At 70.4% G+C, this 17,781-nt stretch carries 17 protein-coding genes; 9 read left to right on the top strand and 8 right to left on the bottom strand.

The annotated features are described in order from the left end of the window. The first annotated feature begins 6 nt into the window (after positions 1 to 6). From OG963_RS36385 to OG963_RS36395, 3 genes are all read left to right on the top strand, one after another. Complete coding sequence (locus tag OG963_RS36385; RefSeq protein WP_093930735.1) at positions 7 to 1,587, top strand: ABC transporter substrate-binding protein; 1,581 nt, start codon at positions 7 to 9, stop codon at positions 1,585 to 1,587. A gap of 77 nt (positions 1,588 to 1,664) precedes the next feature. After that, positions 1,665 to 2,348 (top strand): uracil-DNA glycosylase, encoded by a 684-nt coding sequence (locus OG963_RS36390; protein ID WP_319330356.1) that lies wholly within the window; start codon positions 1,665 to 1,667, stop codon positions 2,346 to 2,348. 249 nt (positions 2,349 to 2,597) lie between these two features. Continuing rightward, complete coding sequence (locus tag OG963_RS36395; RefSeq protein WP_051878186.1) at positions 2,598 to 3,053, top strand: hypothetical protein; 456 nt, start codon at positions 2,598 to 2,600, stop codon at positions 3,051 to 3,053. Here OG963_RS36395 and OG963_RS36400 read toward each other — a convergent pair. Together OG963_RS36400 and OG963_RS36405 are read right to left on the bottom strand one after the other, a co-directional pair. Continuing rightward, a complete protein-coding gene (locus tag OG963_RS36400; protein ID WP_176902321.1) occupies positions 3,041 to 3,496 on the bottom strand; it encodes a hypothetical protein in 456 nt (151 codons plus the stop codon). The genes OG963_RS36395 and OG963_RS36400 overlap by 13 nt on opposite strands. A 331-nt stretch (positions 3,497 to 3,827) precedes the next feature. After that, a complete protein-coding gene (locus OG963_RS36405) occupies positions 3,828 to 4,469 on the bottom strand; it encodes a TetR/AcrR family transcriptional regulator (RefSeq protein ID WP_371799842.1) in 642 nt (213 codons plus the stop codon). 76 nt (positions 4,470 to 4,545) lie between these two features. Between OG963_RS36405 and OG963_RS36410 the strand changes: the two genes are divergently transcribed. From OG963_RS36410 to OG963_RS36420, 3 genes are all read left to right on the top strand, one after another. Then, a complete protein-coding gene (locus OG963_RS36410; RefSeq protein ID WP_093930737.1) occupies positions 4,546 to 5,754 on the top strand; it encodes an FAD-dependent monooxygenase in 1,209 nt (402 codons plus the stop codon). A gap of 34 nt (positions 5,755 to 5,788) precedes the next feature. After that, positions 5,789 to 6,688, top strand: a complete 900-nt coding sequence (locus OG963_RS36415; protein WP_093930797.1) for a Gfo/Idh/MocA family protein — start codon at positions 5,789 to 5,791, stop codon at positions 6,686 to 6,688. Between the two features lie 163 nt (positions 6,689 to 6,851). Beyond that, positions 6,852 to 7,199 carry a hypothetical protein gene (locus tag OG963_RS36420; protein ID WP_093777466.1) on the top strand — a complete coding sequence of 116 codons (348 nt, stop codon included), beginning with the start codon at positions 6,852 to 6,854 and terminating at the stop codon, positions 7,197 to 7,199. Between the two features lie 13 nt (positions 7,200 to 7,212). Here OG963_RS36420 and lnt read toward each other — a convergent pair whose 3' ends face one another. From lnt to OG963_RS36440, 4 genes are all read right to left on the bottom strand, one after another. Further along, on the bottom strand, positions 7,213 to 8,859 hold the full coding sequence (gene lnt, locus OG963_RS36425) for an apolipoprotein N-acyltransferase (protein WP_371799843.1): 1,647 nt from the start codon (positions 8,857 to 8,859) through the stop codon (positions 7,213 to 7,215). Positions 8,860 to 8,962: 103 nt separating this feature from the next. Then, on the bottom strand, positions 8,963 to 9,457 hold the full coding sequence (locus OG963_RS36430; RefSeq protein WP_093777469.1) for a nuclear transport factor 2 family protein: 495 nt from the start codon (positions 9,455 to 9,457) through the stop codon (positions 8,963 to 8,965). A gap of 151 nt (positions 9,458 to 9,608) precedes the next feature. Continuing rightward, the gene (locus tag OG963_RS36435; protein WP_093930799.1) at positions 9,609 to 10,475 is read right to left on the bottom strand and encodes a universal stress protein; all 867 of its coding nucleotides are present in this window, start codon (positions 10,473 to 10,475) and stop codon (positions 9,609 to 9,611) included. Between the two features lie 310 nt (positions 10,476 to 10,785). After that, entirely contained in the window at positions 10,786 to 12,591 is a 1,806-nt protein-coding gene (locus OG963_RS36440) for a pectate lyase (protein WP_371799844.1), read from the bottom strand. Between the two features lie 433 nt (positions 12,592 to 13,024). Here OG963_RS36440 and OG963_RS36445 point away from each other — a divergent pair, with 433 nt between their 5' ends. From OG963_RS36445 to OG963_RS36455, 3 genes are all read left to right on the top strand, one after another. Next, on the top strand, positions 13,025 to 13,849 hold the full coding sequence (locus OG963_RS36445; protein WP_371799845.1) for a hypothetical protein: 825 nt from the start codon (positions 13,025 to 13,027) through the stop codon (positions 13,847 to 13,849). A gap of 182 nt (positions 13,850 to 14,031) precedes the next feature. Beyond that, entirely contained in the window at positions 14,032 to 14,604 is a 573-nt protein-coding gene (locus OG963_RS36450; RefSeq protein WP_093777473.1) for a DUF5565 family protein, read from the top strand. Between the two features lie 665 nt (positions 14,605 to 15,269). Beyond that, positions 15,270 to 15,416: a hypothetical protein gene (locus tag OG963_RS36455; protein WP_176902323.1), complete on the top strand. Its 147-nt coding sequence runs from the start codon at positions 15,270 to 15,272 to the stop codon at positions 15,414 to 15,416. A 244-nt stretch (positions 15,417 to 15,660) separates the two neighbouring features. On the opposite strand, the gene OG963_RS36460 is transcribed toward OG963_RS36455, so the two are convergent. Together OG963_RS36460 and OG963_RS36465 are read right to left on the bottom strand one after the other, a co-directional pair. Next, the gene (locus OG963_RS36460) at positions 15,661 to 16,533 is read right to left on the bottom strand and encodes an undecaprenyl-diphosphate phosphatase (RefSeq protein WP_030921721.1); all 873 of its coding nucleotides are present in this window, start codon (positions 16,531 to 16,533) and stop codon (positions 15,661 to 15,663) included. 329 nt (positions 16,534 to 16,862) lie between these two features. Continuing rightward, a complete protein-coding gene (locus tag OG963_RS36465; RefSeq protein WP_093777477.1) occupies positions 16,863 to 17,576 on the bottom strand; it encodes a TVP38/TMEM64 family protein in 714 nt (237 codons plus the stop codon). Between the last annotated feature and the right edge of the window lie 205 nt (positions 17,577 to 17,781).

The raw sequence follows: 17,781 nt of genomic DNA on the forward strand, positions 1-17,781 counted from the left end.
GTGCACGTGTTCTACCGGGCCAGGCTGCAGGCCGCTGCAGCCCTTGCTTCCCTTTCTTTGCTGGCCGGCTGCGGTCTTTTGTCCGACAGCGGATCGGAAGCGGATCAGAAGATAGTCGTCGGTACCACGAGTGAGCCCTCCACTCTCGATCCGGCTGCGGCGTGGGACAACTCCTGGGAGCTGATGCGCAACGTCTTCCAGACCCTGGTGAGCTTCCCCACCGGCAGTACGAGCCCCGAGCCCGACGCCGCGGAGTCCTGCACCTTCACCGACCGGACCAGCACGGCCTACCGCTGCACCATCAAGCAGGGGCTGAAGTTCTCCAACGGGGACGAGCTCGACGCCGAGGCCGTCAAGTACTCCATCGACCGGATCCTGACCATCAAGGTCAAGGGCGGCCCCGTCGGCCTGCTCGGCTCGCTCGACCGGGTCGAGACCGTGGGTGACAACAAGGTCGTCTTCCACCTCAACAAGCCGGACGCCACGTTCCCGTTCGTCCTGGCCACCCCCGCGATGTCCCTGGTGGCGCCGAGCGACTATCCGAAGGACGAGGTCCGCACGGACGGCAAGGTCACCGGATCGGGTCCCTACCTCCTGGACACGTACGTGCCGGGTGACAGGGCCGAGCTGGTGAAGAACCAGAACTACAAGGGCTTCGCCAACCGCAAGAACAACGCCGTGACCATCCGGTACTTCAAGGGGTCCACCCCCATGGTCGACGCGCTGCAGAAGAACGCGATCGACGCCACCTACCGCGGCCTCACCGCCGAGGAGGTCGTCAAGCTCGAGGACAACAAGGACAAGAACAGCACGCTGCAGCTCATCGAGACCGTCGGCGCCGACATCCGATTCCTGGTCTTCAACCCCGAGGACCCGGCGGCCGGGAACCCTGCCGTCCGGCGGGCCATCGCCCAGCTCGTGGACCGGGACGCCTTGGTGGCCAAGGTGTACCAGGGCACTGCCGAACCGCTGTACTCCATGGTGCCCAAGGGCATCGCAGGGCACACCACCAGCTTCTTCGACAACTTCGGTGACCCGGACAAGGAGAAGGCCAGGCAGATCCTCGTCAAGGCGGGCATCACCGAGCCCGTCGCGATGACGTTCTGGTTCACCACCGACCGGTACGGCTCCTCGACGGCCCCCGAGTTCGATGAGCTGAAGCGGCAGTTGGAAGCCTCCGGGTTGTTCAAGATCGCGCTGAAGAGCGCTCCGTGGAAGACGTTCCAGGCGGGTTTCACCAAGGGTGACTACCCCGTCTTCGGCCGCGGCTGGTTCCCGGACTTCCCGGACCCGGACAACTTCATCGCCCCCTTCGTGGGCAAGGACACCGTCACCGGTATGCCGTACGTGAAGAACGAGATCACCCAGCAGCTGCTGCCGCAGAGCCGCCAGCAGAGCGATCGGGGCGCGGTCAGCAAGCAGTTCGAGCGCGCGCAGAAGATCCTGGTCGACGACGTCCGGCTGCTGCCGCTGTGGCAGGGCAAGCTGTACGTGGCGGCGGGTGAGGACATCGGCGGCGGCGAGCGCGCCCTGGACCCGCAGACGGTCATGCAGATGTGGGAGTTGTACCGCAAGGCCAGCTGGTAGGGCTTGCCCGGTCGATTGTCAGTGGCCCCCGGTAGGTTCTCGGACAAGAACCGATATGCGTACCGGAGGTTGTTGAAGTGACCGACACCGACCTGCTGCCCGAGTCCTGGCGCGGCGTCCTCGGCGAAGAGCTGCAGAAGACGTACTTCAAGGAGCTCACCGAGTTCGTCGAGGAGGAGCGGGCCAAGGGGCCGGTCTATCCGCCGCGCGAGCAGGTCTTCGCCGCACTGGAAGCCACTCCGTACGACAAGGTGAAGGTCCTGGTGCTCGGCCAGGACCCTTACCACGGCGAGGGGCAGGGGCACGGGCTGTGCTTCTCCGTCCGGCCCGGCGTCAGGACTCCGCCCTCCTTGCGGAACATCTACAAGGAGATGAAGGAGGAGCTCGGCCTGCCGGTCCCGGACAACGGGTATCTGATGCCGTGGGCCGAGCAGGGTGTCCTGCTCCTGAACGCCGTGCTGACGGTCCGGGCCGGCGAGGCCAACTCGCACAAGGGCAAGGGCTGGGAGAAGGTCACGGACGCGGTGATCCGCGCGGTGGCCTCGCGGCCCGATCCGGCTGTCTTCGTCCTCTGGGGCAACTACGCGCAGAAGAAGCTCCCGCTGATCGACGAGGAGCGCCATGTGGTGGTCAAGGGCGCGCACCCTTCGCCGCTGTCGGCGAAGAAGTTCTTCGGCTCCCATCCGTTCACGCAGATCAACGAGGCCGTTGCGGCACAGGGGCACCAGCCCATCGACTGGCGCATCCCCGACCTGGGCTGACCGCGGGCACCTGCCTGACAGGCTCGGGCGCTTTGCCCGAGCCTGAGCGGGTTTGCCAGCATCAGCGGCTAGCGTCGAGCCGACCGGATTCGAACGGACTCCATCGGCCGTCACGCAGCGCCCGGACGCTATGCAGCGACCGGGCGCGACGCGGCGGCCGGTGCGGTCGGACCGACCGGGATCGGCTGGGCAGGCGCGAGGGAGACCGCGGTGACGGAGCAGCAGCAGGAAGCGTCGAGGGACGCCGTCATGACCAGGATCGGCCAGGCGATCATGCTGCTGCACGGTGGGGACCGGGAAGAGGCCCGGAACCGATTCTGCGCACTCTGGTCGGAGATCGGTGAGGACGGTGACGCCCTTCACCGCTGCACGCTCGCGCACTACATGGCGGACACCCAGGACGATCCGGGTGATGAACTGGCCTGGGACCTGAGGGCGTTGACCGCCGCGGAGGGGCTGACCGACGAGCGGGCCGCGGAGCATCGGGACGCGCTCGCGGTCCGGGCCTTCTATCCCGCGCTCCATCTCAGCCTCGCGGCGGACTATGTGAAGCTCCAGCGCCCGGAAGCTGCCTGGATCCATCTGAACCGTGCCCGGAAGGCCTCCGACGTGCTCGCGGACGACGGGATGGACGACGGGTACGGGGGTGGGGTCCGAGCGGCGATCGGGCGGCTGGAGCGGCGGCTGTGGGATCAGTGGCCGTAGGTGTCTTCGCAGATCCGGGACTGGGGGCTGCCCGCCGGCCAGCCGCCGTATCCGCGCCCGAGTGCGCAGACGTCCGTCCCGGTGGCGGGGGAGGACGGCAGGGCTGGGACCGGTGCGGGCACCGCGCGCGGGGCGTGGGCCGGCCATCTCCCGGTCACACCTGGATGCTGTCTTTGCTGCGGAGCGCGCGGCGCGCTGCGGCGATTCTCCGAGGGGGCGCCGACGACCGGGCCGGACGCCGCCTCGGAGGGCTTCGGGTCGGGCAGGGCCTCCAGCGTGTCCCGGACCGGGGGCCGGACGATCTGGGGGGCCAGGTCCTGGACGGGCCTGCTGGTCTGGGGCCGGGGCGCAAGGCCCGGCTGGGGCTCCACGGACACGCAGCCGGACACGGCAGTGACTGCCACCCCGACCAGGAGCTGCACGGCGATTCTGGTTCGTTGCACCTGGGCAACTCTGCTGTGCGGGCAGCGCATCGCGGGAGCGGGGAAGTCATGATTGGCCCGCACGAGTGACCCCCGGTCAGCGCAACGCCCGGCCCGCCGGTGCTCCCCGGGGAGCCGGTCAGGTGCGGGTCGGGGCCAGGTGCGGGTCGGGCCGGCTCGGCCTTCCGTCGGCGCCGGGGCGGATCCTGTGCCGGGTCAGTCGCCGGTCGAGCCGTCGATCTTCTCCCGGACGAGAATCGGTCGTTCGGCAGCGCCGATGGCTGGTTCGGAGCGTTCGCGTGTCGGCAGGCCGGTCATTGTTCACCAGTGATCATGTACGGGCCAGGTGGTATCACCGACGGGGCCCCAGCATTCCGCGCAACAGCTCGGTGAAGCCGGTGCGCAGCTCCGCCGTGGTCGGTACGGACCGGTGGAACGACCCCACGGCGCAGGAGAACATCAGCCCTTCGCACCAGGCCACCAGGGAGTGTGCATGTCGCTCCGGTTCGGCCGAACCGGCCGCCGTCATCAGCGTCACCAGGGGTTCGCGGAACTGGCGGCCCGTCGCGTCGAAGAACTCCCGCAGCTCCGGCCGCCGGGTGGCTTCCAGGGCGAGTTCGTACCGGCAGATCAGCAGCTCGGGGTGGCGGGTCAGATACCGGTGCAGGGCCAGTGCGAGACCGGCGACCAGTGCGTCCGGGCCCTCGGTGGCTTCCCCGGGCACCCCGTCGGCCGGTTCGCCGTCCGGCATCGGGAGTTCGCCTGGGGCGAGCACCTGCGCCTCGCGCTCCGCCAGTCGTCGCACCGTCGCTTCCAGCAGGGCCTGCCGGGTGCGGGCGTGGTTGGACGTCGAGCCCTGGGGGAGCCCGGCTCGGTCGTCGACGGCGCGATGGGTCAGCCCCCGCATCCCGCGCTCGGCGAGCAGCGCCAGGGCGGCATCGGTGATCAGGTCGGCCCGGGAGGTGCCGGGGGCGCGTGTGGTGCTCGTGGCCATGGGACCAACCTACCGCCGCGACTACACCTGTAGTACGGTGAGTCCGTCACTACAGCTGTAGTTCCGAGGAGGAGTCATGGCCGAGCCCCATGCGGTCGTCATCGGCAGCGGGATCGGCGGTCTGACCGCCGCCGTGGCCCTGCACCGGCGCGGCTGGCAGGTCACCGTCCTGGAGCGGGCCGCCTCCCTGGAGCCCGTCGGCGCCGGTATCGGCCTCGCGCCCAACTCCCAGCGTGCCCTGGACGTGATCGGCCTCGGTGACCGGATCAGGTCCCTGGCCGCCTGGCAGGGCGACGGCGGTATGCGCAGACCGGACGGCCGCTGGCTCGCCCGGACCGACAGCGCCGCCGCGACCGAGCGGTTCGGCGGTCCGATCGTCCTGGTGCACCGCGCCACCCTGATCGGTGCCCTCGCCGCCGAACTGCCGGCATCGGCGATCCGTACCGGGACGGCGGCGGAGCTCGTGGACCCGGGCACCGCGGCCGGCGCCCGGGCCGTCGTCGCGACGCAGGACGGGAACATCGAGGCCGACCTCGTCGTCGGCGCCGACGGCATCAACTCGGCAGTGCGCTCCTTCCTCTTTCCAGCCCACCCCGGTCCCTCGTACGCCGGCTTCACCACGTGGCGCGTCGTCGTACCCGCGCCGGGGAAACCCTTCGCCCCGCACGAGACGTGGGGCCGCGGCGCCCTCTGGGGCACCCAGCCGCTCAAGGACGGCCGGATCTACGCCTACGCGGCGGCGGTCGCACCGGCCGGAGAGCGAGCCGACGACGAGAAGGCCGAGTTGCTGCACCGGTTCGGCGGTTGGCACGACCCGATCCCCGGAATCATCGCCGCCGTCGAACCCGACCGGATTCTCCGCAACGACGTGCACCATCTGATCGACCCGCTGCCGGCGTTCCACCGGGGCCGCACCGTCCTGGTCGGCGACTGTGCCCACGCCATGGCGCCCACGCTCGGACAGGGCGGCAACCAGGCCATCGAGGACGGCATCGTGCTCGCCCACCACGCGGCGCCCGACGGCGACCTGGCGGCGGCCCTCGCCGCGTACAGCGCGGACCGGGTCCCGCGGACGGGCGGCATCGTCCGCAAGGCCGCCCAGGTGACCCGGCTGATGCGCCTGACCAGCCCTCCTGCCGTCGCGCTGCGCGACACCCTGATGTCAGCCGTTTCCCGCTTCGGGCCCGGCCTCGTCCTGCGCACCTTCGACGGCATCGCCGACTGGCGGCCGCCGCAGCACACGTATGCTGCCGGGACGAAGGAAACGCCCATGTCGCAGCGGTAGCGACGGGCGGGTCATGGGCGAGAGGGAGACCCCTGTGAAGGTCGGCTGCATCGGGCTCGGCGACATCGCGCAGAAGGCATATCTGCCGGTACTCAGCACCCTGCCCGGGGTCGAACTGCATCTGCAGACCCGTACCCCCGCCACCCTGGCCTCGGTCGCCGAGACCCACCGGATCCCGCCGGAGCAGCGCCACACCGACCTCGACTCGCTGATCGCCGCGGGCCTGGACGCCGCGTTCGTCCACGCCCCGACCTCCGTCCACCCGGAGATCACCGGCCGGCTTCTCGACGCGGGTGTTCCCACGTACATCGACAAGCCGCTCGCCTACGAACTCGCCGATTCCGAGCGGCTGGTGGACCTCGCCGAGGAGCGCGGTGTCAGCCTGGCCGTCGGCTTCAACCGGCGGCTTGCGCCCGGCTACGCGCAGTGCGTCGAGCACCCCCGCGAACTGATCCTGATGCAGAAGAACCGGGTGGGTCTGCCCGAGGAGCCGCGGGCGATGGTGCTCGACGACTTCATCCATGTCGTCGACACCTTGCGCTTCCTGGTGCCGGGCCCGGTCGAGCACACCGTCGTACGGGCCCGGATCCGCGACGGGCTGATGCACCATGTCGTGCTGCAGCTGTCCGGCGACGGTTTCACCGCCATCGGCGCGATGAACCGGCTCAGCGGCTCGACGGAGGAGCGGCTCGAGGTCTCCGGGCAGGACTCCAAGCGTGAGGTGGTGAACCTCGCCGAGGTGATCGACCACAAGGGGCAGCCGAGCGTACGGCGACGCGGCGACTGGGTGCCGGTCGCCCGCCAGCGCGGCATCGAGCAGGGAGTGCTGACCTTCCTGGACGCCGTGCGGGCCGGAAAGCTGCTGAGCGCCCGGGACGCCCTCGAGACCCACGAGATGTGCGAGCGCATCCTGCGTGACCTGGACTGCGCCTAGGAGGTCGGCGGATCAGGGCCGGACCCCCGGCACACGGCGCCGCAGCGGACCGGCCACAGCGGAATCCGCAGGTCAGGACGGGTTTCGATCCGTTCCGGATGCGTCCCGCTCGGCCCCGGGGCAGGCTGAGGGCAATGGACCGCCGGCCCGTGGAGGTGACCTCGTGAAACCTCACGACGAGCCACAGGGATGGGGTGCGCTCCAGCCACCGCCCGGCTACTACGCGGCGGACGGGCGGCCGCCCGATGCGACACAGCGGAGCCTGATCCTCGACTGGGCGGTCAATCAGCGGATAGCAACCGGCTGGCGGGTGGAGTCGCGGGCCGAGACACAGGTCGTGATGGTCAGAGGGCAGCCGCTCAACCACGTGCTGCACGCCCTGCTGATGGTGTTCAGCTGCTTCCTGTGGGGCGCCGTGTGGATGGTCCTCGCCGTGAAGAACAAGGTCGAGCGGGTCGCGCTCACCGTCGACGCGCAGGGGCACATCGTCTCCGTGAACGGCCCGACATAGCGCGAGTGCACGGTCAGGGAGCGGGCACCCCGGCCTTCGGGCCCACGGCACCGACCGGCTCCACCGGGTTACGCCGTCGCAGTGACCGGCCGCCCTCATAGGCGCAGAATGCCGCCAGCACGCCCAGCGCGCCGTACACCGGCCAGTCGCCCAGCTGCACATAGAGGGTGCTGCCACTGGCCAGCGGTACGTCGAAAACGGTGGCCCCGCTCGTATCCGTGCCCAGCGGCTTCCCGACCCGCCCGCCCTGCGGGCCGTACGCCGTGCTGATGCCGGTGAGCGTGGCATGCACCATCGGACGGCCGTTCTCGGCGGCACGCAGCGCGCCGAGCGAGGCGTGCTGCTCCGGCGCCCAGGTGTGCTGGAACGAAGAGGTCGACGACTGGGCGATCAGCAACTGTGCCCCGTCCCGGGTCAACCGCCTGCTCATGTCGGGGAACGCCGACTCGAAGCAGACCAGCGGCCCGATCCGCAGAGTGTGCTCCGGCGCGCGGACCTCGGTGGGGGACCCGGTGAAGCCGTCCGTGCGAGGCGGCTCGGGAACGGACATCACCACCTGCCGGGTGCCGCGCAGCCGGTCCTCGCCTGCCGCCTTCCCCACCGACGTGACCCAGCCGAGTACCGAACGGGCCGGGATGTACTCACCGAACGGCACCAGACGCATCTTGTCGTAGCGGTCCCCGGTCGGACCGTCCGGCCCCACCAGCACCGCGCTCTTGAATATCCCCGTCCGGCCCGACGCGCCGGTGTGCCGGGCATCCTCGTTCACCAGCACATCCGCGCCGACCTCGCGCGAGAGCTTCGCGATCCGCGCGGCCAGTTCCGGTCGCCGGGACAGATCCTGGCCGACACTGCTCTCGCCCCACACCACCAGATCGACGTCGCGGCCCGCCAGCGTGCGCGTCAGCTGCTCGCTGCGCGCGAAGCGGAGCGCAACGCTGTTCGGCCCCGCGACGACCCCCGGTTGCACGACGGCGATCCGGGCCACGCCCGACTGCTCCGGCCGCGGCGCCCAGGTCCATATCGCGCCCACGGCCAGCGCGCACACCACGATGGTGACCGCCCCGGCCGTCCGTGCTCCGGGCGACAGGAGCAGCAGGGCGACCGCGGTGTTCACCGCCACCACCAGAAGACTCACCAGCCACACAGCGCCGACCGATGCCACCCGGAGCGCCGCGGGCACCTGCCACTGGCTCGCACCGAGGAGTCCCCAGGGACCGCCGAGACTCTCCCAGGAGCGGGCCAGCTCGATGATCAGCCAGCCGGACGGCACCACGATCACGGCTGCCGCGGCCGTCGCGACGGAAGGGGCGCCGCCGATCAATCTGGACACCAGCAGGCCCCAGGGCGCCCACAGCAGACCGAGCAGCGCCGCGAGAACGACGATGAACACATGCAGGCTCGGCACCAGCCATTGGTGTACGGCGAGCAGGTACCCCGTCCCGCCGAGCCAGCCGTCGAGCGCGGCACGGCGCGCGGTACCTGCGGAGCGGATCAGCAGCAGCCAGGGCACCAGCGCGACATAGGCGAACCACCACAGCGACGGGGCGGGAAAGGCGAGCGCGGGCAGGGCCCCGGCGACCAGGGCTCCGCCGCCGCGCCACCAGGGCGACCGGAGCATCCGCTCCCGCTGCTCACGGCGACCGACCGGAATCCGCATACTGCGCCTCCTCGACCTGACCGGTGAGCTGGTGCCCTTTCTCCTTACCCAGTGTGGGGGGAGCGGAACGGGTGCGGCCAGGCCGGGTGCGGGCCCGCGCGGCTCAGCTCGGTGCGAGGGAGCCGGAGAGGCTGCGCCACTTCTCGTGGACGGTCACGGTACGGATCCGCCAGCCGACGTCCGTACGCGACAGCCCGAAGGCGTACCGGCCACCGGAGGTGAAGTTCGGCGCGGTGGTGTCGGGGGACGCGCCGCCGGCGGCCTGCGTACCCTGCAGCCGCATCGGGTTCAGGTAGTCGGCCCGCACATCGGCGCGGTCACCGGGGTAGCCGCCCAGGTCCTGGAGGTCGAGCCGGCGATTGACGATCAGGTGCTGACGTACGGGAAAGAGTCGCATCGTCTCCTCGAGCCAGTGCGCGACCTCGGCGGCGGACCCCTCGACACCGCCCGCGCTGCGGTAGTCGGCGCGGCCGTCCGGGGTGAAAAGGTCCCGGTAGTCCTGCCAGGAGCCGTCGTCCACCGCCACCGCATAGCCGGTGATCACTGCGTCGATGGACAGCTGGTCCATCACGGTCGCGAGAGCCACGCGCTGCGTCATCCGGCCAGTGTGTGCCCGCCGACCGCAGACGCCAAGGGCTGTGCACACGCGGCGCCATGTCCGATCATGATTCGGCCGCCCGGAACCCCCGGACCGGGAGCTCGGACGACAAGAACGCCACGGCCGGAATCCGCACCGCCCCGTGCCCGTCTCAGCAGGGGACGACGGCCACCGGACCGAGCGCATGAGTGAGTGTCGTCTGCGCCACCGGGGACAGCCCGAATCCGAGCTCCTCGCCGCCTTTGCGCCGCCCGATCACCGTGAGGGCGGCGGTCGCCGACGCCGTGACCAGAGTGTGGGACGCGGAGCCGTGGACCGGCTCCTGCACGACCTCGACCTGCGGATACTTCTCCGGCCGCCCGGCGGTGAGCTCCGCGAGGGTCCGCTCGGCCGCGCCTGCCGCCGCATCCCGGTCGAAGACGGGGCCGCCGGAGAGCATCGACGAGAACATGGTCCAGCCGTGCACGATCCGCAGGCGCGCTCCGGGCCGGGTCGTCGCGGCCTCGAACGCGAAGTCCAGCACCGCCTCACTGCTTTCGTCGGCGGCCACCCCTGCGACAATGTCCGAGAATGTCTCCTCCGCCGCCTCCGCTCCCTCCTCTTCCGCCCGGCCGCTGTGAACGACGACGACGGGACATCTGGCCATCGAAGCGGTCGTCAGACTGTTCGAGCCGATCAGCAGTGACCGGAACCCGCCCAGTCCGCGCGAGCCCAGCACCAGCAACGACGCGTGCTCGCTCAGCGCGGTCAGCGCCGCCGCCGGGAAGTCCATCGGGGCGAGGGTCGAGGTGTGCAGGGTCGGAGCGACCTGCGCCACCCGGCCCACGGCCTCCGCGAGCAGTTCCTCCGCCTCGCGCCGCTGCTCCTCCTGGCTGGTACGCCGATTGAGCGGCCTGACATGCACGATCGTCAGCGGAAGCCCTCGCCGGACTGCGTCGCGCGCGGCCCACTCGAGCGCCTCGTAGCTACGCCACGAACCGTCGACGGCAGCGATCACAGGAAGCTCGGCGGTGGTCATGGAGTCCTCCAGGGTCCAGCGGTACATGTCCCAGGCTGGTACCTGTACGAGGTATACGGCATGGACTTTCGGCCGTGTCCGCCCCGTATTACCCCGGTCGTGTTCCGTACACTACGGCCGGTCGGCGTCCGGCGCAGGAGCAGCCGGAGTGCGATCGGCGAAGCGATGCGAAGCTCCGAAGCGCGTCGCGGAAGGGCACGAGCAGACAGGTTTCCGTTCTTCTCGGACTGTCGGCTCCGGGACTTCTGCGACGCGCTTCGGTCGAGGGCGATCCGGCGACGGCCGTCCTCATGGCGGAGCGGCGGGTGTATCAGCTGCCGGCGATGTAGGCCGTGAGGGTGCCCAGATTCTCGGTGAAGTCCGACGTGGTGATGCCCAGCGGACCGGCCTGCGGCGTATAAGGGGATTCCAGCGGCGGCTTGAGCGGGTCGTAGGGCGAGGTGTCGTAGACGTCGCCCACATTGCGGCTCATATAGGCCTTGCCGTCGTACGGCGTCGCGGGTGCCGGACCCCGGTAGGGGTTGGTGATCGAACCGATCGGCGTCAGCCAGTGATCGCGGTCGCCGAGTCCCTCGACGACGGCATCGGCCTGCGCCCGGGTCACGGTCGGCAGCGACAGATCGGCGTCCCGGAACAGGTCGTCGAGACTGAGGTCGCTCATCGAGAAGTACTCCGGCAGTTCACGCCTGCCGCGGGCGGAGAGGGGCGAACGGGCCTTGAGGTCGGCGACCTCGGACCGGCTCATCGCCATGAGCTCCTCGTACGTCGCGCGCAGCGCGGCGGTGTCGACCTTGCGGCCACCGCCGTAGTGGCTCGGGGTGTCCCGGTGGTCGTAGTCGTTGTAGTAGGCGCCGTTGCGGATGTTGGAGCCGAAGCGGTGTACGAAGCGGGCGCGGTTGGTGCCCAGTTCGACGAAGGTCGGGTGTGTGCTGGAGGCCAGCAGTGGGTTCTCCGCCTTCTGCTGGTCCGTGAGCCGGCAGCTCTCCAGCCAGGCTATGGCCTCCGGGACGCGGCGCAGGAACTCGTGGTCACCGGTGAGCCGGAAGTAGGCGAAGAGCTGCGACACGTTGGTCTGAGTGGTGTGGGTGACCAGTGCCCGCGGCTCGTAGGACCGGGCACCGGCGGGAGCGCCGGCCGCTCGGCCGCCTGCCGCGCGGGCGAGGTGCTGGAGCCCCCAGCCGGCCTGTGGACCCGGCTGCTGCATGCGGTGGAGACAGGCCATGGCCCGCCTGACGTTGGGGATCAGGTCCCGGCGCCCAAGGGCGCTGACGCACATCAGCAGGAACTTGATGTTCTCGCCGAGCACGTTGTCGTTGAAGGTCACATGTCCGGTGTAGTCGCCGTCCTCCATCCCGTGCCGGATGCCGGACGGCAGCCATGGCGGCAGCTCGTCCGGCCAGGGCGTCTGCTCGACGGAGCCGGAGAAGGCCGGGAAACGCTGTGGCCAGCCGCCGTCGGCGACACCGCCGCGGTACTGCGCCGCGACGACGAAGCGGATCGCGCGGTCCAGGGAGGCCTCGAACTTGGGGTGGGGCCGCTCCAGTTGGAGCCGGAGGATCAGCTGAGCGGTGGTCGAGGTCGCCGCGTCGTCGAATGTGGCGTTGCCGTAGAAGTGCTGGAACTCCTCCAGACGCCACCCGTTGGCGCCGATGGTCTCGTACCACTTCCGCAGCGATCCCTGGCCCGCCGTGTCGTGGATGTAGTTCCAGCCGCCGCAGGCCAGTTGGGCGTCGACAAGGGCCAGTCCGGTGCGCTTGGCCGCGCGGTAGCAGGCCTCCGATCCGGTGGCGTGGTAGGCGTCGAGCAGGCTGTGGCCGACGGACGGGGTGCCGGGCGGCTGGATCCAGCACATGGTGCGCCGGGCTTCCATCTCGCCCCAGGTGGTCGAGAGGTCCGGCAGGTAGCTCCAGACGTAGCCGCCGCCGTAGGAGACGTGCTCGTCCATGAACGTGGTGACGCGGTCAACCGCCGCAGCGATCTCGCCGCGCGTCCGTGCGGAGGCGGGAGCGGGTGCGGTGCGGGGCGTGGTGCCGGCGGCCGAGGCGCGCCCGGCCGATCCGATCACAAGTGCCGCTGCCGGTGCGACGGCGAGGCGGGAGAAGGTGCGACGGCTCACTGGCAAATGCATCGAACGACTGCCTCCACTCTGGTGGCGAAACGCGGACGACGGGCCGCGGGGAGGCGGTCCTGGGCATGACGCAGCGTGATCCGAGGATCTTGCTCTCCATGCGAAAGGAGTTCTAGCACCATGTGATGGCGGAGCCAAGAGGTCATACACAACAACGATGTTCATGTATGTGGAGCTCTGAAGGAGTCAATCGGTCATATGCGACGCATGGGTTCGGCTATCTGGACACCAGGAGTCGAGTTGAGCGTTCGAGTGGAGCCCGCCGGTCGTCACGCAGAGATATGCGCAGCCCCCTTGAGCGACGCGGCGGGCACGGCTTAAGGTCATCCGGCGAGGGTGATCGCGGTACTCCGGAGGGCGTACGGCGACGGCCTCCGGACGTACGACGACGCCCGCACACCCCCGGAGAGATGTTCCGGGCATGGAGAAACAGCCCGCCGCATCCACCTGGACGGAACCGGTCCGCAGCAGCACGTCCGACTCACCGCCGACCGCGTACGCAGGGCGGCAGCCGAGCCGGGTGGAGCGCCTGTGTTATGCGACCGGTGCGACGCTCGTCGTCTCCGGGCTGCTGCATCTGATCGTCTTCGCCGTCGACGGCGGCCCCTGGGACGGCCCGGTCTCCTGGCGCAAGCCCGTCACCTTCGGGCTCTCCTTCGGCCTGACGCTCGTCGCGATCTGCTGGGTGGCTTCGTACGTACGCCTGCGCCCCCGCACCCGTACCGTGCTGCTCGCGGTGTTCGCCGCCGACTGCGTGCTGGAGGTCGGCGGCATCACCGTCCAGGCCTGGCGTGGCGTACCGTCCCACTTCGACATGGAGACGCCCTTCGACACGGCGGTGTCGATGTCGCTGGCCGTCGGCGGGGGAGTGCTGGTCGTCATTCTGACCGTCCTGGCGGTGGTCTCGTTCGTCCGGCGCCCCGAAGGGCCGACCGGGATGGCGCTCGCGCTGCGGGCCGGTTTCGCGATCCTTGTCGTCGGGCTGCTGGCGGGCGCTGCGATGATCGCCCGCGGCGTCTATCTGACGCGTACCGGGCACCAGTTGGCCGGCTACGCCTCCACGGCGTCGCTCAAGCCGCTGCACGGTGTCAGCCTGCACGCCATCCTTGTGCTGCCCGTGCTGGCCAGGGTGCTGGCCGGCACACCCTGGAGCGACTCCACCCGGCGCAGCCTCGTCCGCGGCGCCGTGGGGTGCTACGCGGCGGCCGTCGTCGGGGCTCTGACATGGGCGGTCGTGGCGTACTGAGTTGTCGCGTACCCGGAGAGTCGGCTTGATCCGTGACCGCTGCGGCAGCCGTCCGCCGGTGCGTGGTGGCGGACCGATGAGTCGGATTGCCGCGGCGGGACAACTGCCCGCCGCGTGGGCGTGGAACGCCGCGTGAGCGGAATCCGCGTGCGGGTCGGCCGGTCAACCGGGAGACTTCCGGCATGAACAAGATTCCCACCATGTTCGTCCGCGACTTCGCGACTCGCCCCGCGCGCGTGCTGCCGGAGGTGACGCCCGGCTGCGAGTGGGTGCTCGCCGGGGAAGGTCGCGCGACCCGTAAGTACGACGGCACGTGCGTGATGCTCGACGAAGCAGGCGACTGGTGGGCACGGCGCGAGGTGAGACCGGGCAAGCCACCGCCGCCGAACTACGTGGTCATCTCCACCGACGACGCAACCGGCAAGACGGTCGGCTGGGAACCGATCGGCCAGTCGTCGTTCGCGAAGTTCCACGCGGAAGCGGTCCAGAACATGGGGCCCCGCGGCGGGATCACCGGGACCTTCGAACTGGTCGGCCCGAAGATCAACGGAAACCCGGAGCGCAGCGACTTCCATCGGCTTGTCGAGCACGCCCTCGCGCGGGACGTCACCGTGCCGGAGCTGACCTTCGAGGGGATCCGGAGCGCCGCACTGGCCCTGGCCACGGCCGACGGGTGCGAGGGCATCGTCTGGCACCACCCCGACGGGCGGATGGCGAAGATCAAGGCGCGGGACTTCACCCCGGACCGGTCATGAGGCCGGTGCCGGCCCGGTCCGCACCACGCGTCGGCGTCAGCCCGCCTCGCTGCCCGGAGTGGTGGCGGGAGCCGGGCCTCGTCGACCGTCGATGGGATCGACGGGAAACGCCCCGCGTGGAGACCGACGCGGGCGCGCTGTCCGTCACCTGTGCCGATCTTCCAGTCCTGCCGCCATGGCAGGAGCGGAGAGCTACTAAGTGACGGTGCACCAGAACGGTGGCAGGGTCGGGTCCGTTCTTCACGATGGGCCGACTTCCGTCCGTCGGGGCTGCGCTCACCGACGGCCGGCGATGGGCAGGGCGACGCGTCACGTTGAAGATCGAGAACTCCGGAGGCTCGACCTCCGTCACGTGCACGCCGTCCAGGTCGCCCGCTGACGCGACAGCGCACCCGGTCCGGTGACCGGGGCGTTGCCGACAACGTGCGCCGAAGGGGGATACGGGCCTGGCCGGCCGCCCGGATGTGACGGCAGGGACGGGCGGGGCGGCAGGCCCGGTGCTGTCGGCCGGACGTGTCCTGGTGGATACTCCCTGCAGGCCCCGCCGGACGGTCCGGACGCCCTGGTGTGCCGCCGGAGTGGTGCAGAGGCACCGTCGACGGACACCAGCCGTAGCCTTCTCGGGCTCGGCGCCCTCACAACGACCGCTATGCACAGGAGACTTGATGGCTGACGCTTCACCGCGCCGCGCGGACGACAGCGCCGAGGACATGGGCACGACGATCGGCCTCGACATTGTCGAGCGGCCGCGGCCGCAGTACGCGGGGCTGTTCGTCGCGCCCCCCGACCTGCCGGCAGCCGACACCGACTGACGCAGCCCGCTCCCGCTTCGGCGTCGCCGGTCGCGAGGAGATCGATTCGTCGTCCTCGCGGTCCCGCAGGAACAGGTGGCGGTCACCTCCGCCCATGAGGCTGTGGACCGGTCAGACCTCGCCCGTCCTTCATAGGCGCAGGCGGCGGGGCTCTGTCCGGCAGGCCCGGTCGCCGCGTCTCGCGCGGCGACCCGGCCGCACCGCTGTCCCGGGGCGCCCCGCCCCGATCGGGCTCGAAGCCGTACTAGCCGGCCGACTCACCCGCGTGCGGGCTCAGTGCACCGGCCCCCACCAGGGCGAACAGCAGCACGCCCAGCAGCACGCGGTAGATGACGAACGGCATGAAGCTCTTCGTCGTGATGAACTTCATGAACCACGCGATGACGGCGTACCCCACGCCGAAGGCGATGAACGTCGCGAAGATCGTCGGCCCCCACGACACGTGCCCCTCGCCCGCATCCTTCAGCTCGAAGACGCCCGAGGCGAGCACCGCCGGGATCGCGAGCAGGAACGAGTAGCGGGCCGCCGCCTCGCGGGTGTAGCCCATCAGCAGACCACCGCTGATCGTGGCGCCCGAGCGGGAGACACCCGGGATCAGGGCCATCGCCTGACAGAAGCCGAAGATCAGACCGTCCTTGACGCCCAGCTCCTTGAGGGACTTCCGCTCCTTGATGGCCCGGTGCTTGCCGCCGGTCTCGTCCCGGGCTGCGAGACGGTCGGCGATACCGAGGACGATGCCCATGACGATCAGGGTGGTGGCGATGAGCCGCAGGTCGCGGAAGGGCCCTTCGATCTGGTCCTTGAAGGTCACGCCGAGGACGCCGATCGGGATGGAGCCGACGATGACCAGCCAGCCCATCTGGGCGTCGTGGTTGCTGCGCATCGACCGGTTGGTCAGCGAGCGGAACCAGGCCGAGACGATCCGCGCGATGTCCTTGCGGAAGTAGATGAGGACGGCCGCCTCCGTGCCGATCTGGGTGATGGCGGTGAACGCCGCACCCGGGTCGTGCCACCCGGCGAACGCGGCGGTCAGCCGCAGGTGCGCGCTGGAGGAGATCGGCAGGAACTCGGTCAGTCCCTGAACGAGGCCCAGGACGAACGATTCGAACCAGCTCATGGGGCTTTGGCCATCCCGGAAGTCATCGTGCATCGGCCGACGGACAGCAGGGCCGTCGGCAACGTGCGGAGTGCGGTCATGTGAGGGAAGGGCCACGGCGGGCCCGATGATCGTCTGTCGTGCGCGGGAAGCGTATCGCCCTTGGGTGAACGGGGTGACGGCTGCCCCCGGCCCTCGACCGGAGCCGGTGCTGTGCCCGGTCCCGCTCGGCGCGCGCACGGGCGGTCCGCCGACGCCGCCTGCCAGGTCGTTCGGCGTCGAGTCGGTTGTGCCGCTGCCGCCCGCGGATCATTCCCCGCCGGAACCGTGCCTCTTGCCCTGTGCGCCGGTCATTTCCCGCCGAGACCGTGCCGCTTGCGCCAGGCCACGACGGCCGCGCCGATCCCGGTCAGCACGATGAAGCCCATCGCGGCCAGGAACGCGGGCGACGTCGGTGACGATGCCTCGCTGCCCGCGACGACGTACGCGGCGGTGTTCGGGACGGAACCGATCCCGGTGGCCACCAGGAACGGCGGATACCCCATCCGCGACACCGCGGCGCAGTAGTTGGCGGCCGCGAACGGCACACCAGGGAAGAGCCGCAGGGCCAGCATCGAACGGAAGCCGTGCCGGCTCAGCTGCCCGTCCGCCGCCTTCAGCCAGCGCCCGCGCAGCAGCGTACGGAGCGCGTCCTGACCCAGCACCCTGCCCAGACCGAACGAGATGCCAGCGCCCAGCACCGTGCCCGCCAGCGCGGCGGCCAGACCGGCCTGCGAACCGAAGAGCGCCCCCGCGGCCAGATTGAGCAGCGGACGCGGTACGAACGCCACGGTGCACGCCCCGTACGCGACGCCGAACAGCGCAACCGCGGTGCCGCCGCTGCTCAACCGGGCCGGCCAGCCGGTGGCCAGCAACCGCTGCGGTTCGAGGAGCAGCATCGTCGCCGCGGCGGCCAGCAGCAACACCACGAGCAGCGAGAACCGGGACCAGGGCGAGCGCAGCGCCCTCGAACAGCGCACGGCCAGGCCGGTGGCGGACCGGGCGTCGGGGAGGGGGTCGAGCATTCGGGGAGACTAACCGACACCCTTGTGTGATCGCCGTAATGTGCCCCGTACGGGCCGCCCCACCGTCAGCACGGGACCGCGTCGGCGGTGCCCGGGGCCGGGCTCACCGCTGGGGGGTCACGAAGCAGCTCCGAAGCCGTCGGCCGGGGGATGAACTCCTTTGTCGGGGCTGCGGGAACGACCGGAGAAAACCATTCGACGGCTC

The organism is Streptomyces sp. NBC_01707 (genome assembly GCF_041438805.1).
Taxonomy (GTDB): domain Bacteria; phylum Actinomycetota; class Actinomycetes; order Streptomycetales; family Streptomycetaceae; genus Streptomyces.

Coding starts and splice junctions, on each gene's coding strand:
- OG963_RS36450 (WP_093777473.1), top strand. CDS start 14,032: ATGAACAAGATTCCCACCATGTTCGTCCGCGACTTCGCGACTCGCCCC.
- OG963_RS36455 (WP_176902323.1), top strand. CDS start 15,270: ATGGCTGACGCTTCACCGCGCCGCGCGGACGACAGCGCCGAGGACATG.
- OG963_RS36410 (WP_093930737.1), top strand. CDS start 4,546: ATGGCCGAGCCCCATGCGGTCGTCATCGGCAGCGGGATCGGCGGTCTG.
- OG963_RS36465 (WP_093777477.1), bottom strand. CDS start 17,576: ATGCTCGACCCCCTCCCCGACGCCCGGTCCGCCACCGGCCTGGCCGTG.
- OG963_RS36405 (WP_371799842.1), bottom strand. CDS start 4,469: ATGGCCACGAGCACCACACGCGCCCCCGGCACCTCCCGGGCCGACCTG.
- OG963_RS36445 (WP_371799845.1), top strand. CDS start 13,025: ATGGAGAAACAGCCCGCCGCATCCACCTGGACGGAACCGGTCCGCAGC.
- lnt (WP_371799843.1), bottom strand. CDS start 8,859: ATGCGGATTCCGGTCGGTCGCCGTGAGCAGCGGGAGCGGATGCTCCGG.
- OG963_RS36395 (WP_051878186.1), top strand. CDS start 2,598: ATGACCAGGATCGGCCAGGCGATCATGCTGCTGCACGGTGGGGACCGG.
- OG963_RS36435 (WP_093930799.1), bottom strand. CDS start 10,475: ATGACCACCGCCGAGCTTCCTGTGATCGCTGCCGTCGACGGTTCGTGG.
- OG963_RS36460 (WP_030921721.1), bottom strand. CDS start 16,533: ATGAGCTGGTTCGAATCGTTCGTCCTGGGCCTCGTTCAGGGACTGACC.
- OG963_RS36430 (WP_093777469.1), bottom strand. CDS start 9,457: ATGACGCAGCGCGTGGCTCTCGCGACCGTGATGGACCAGCTGTCCATC.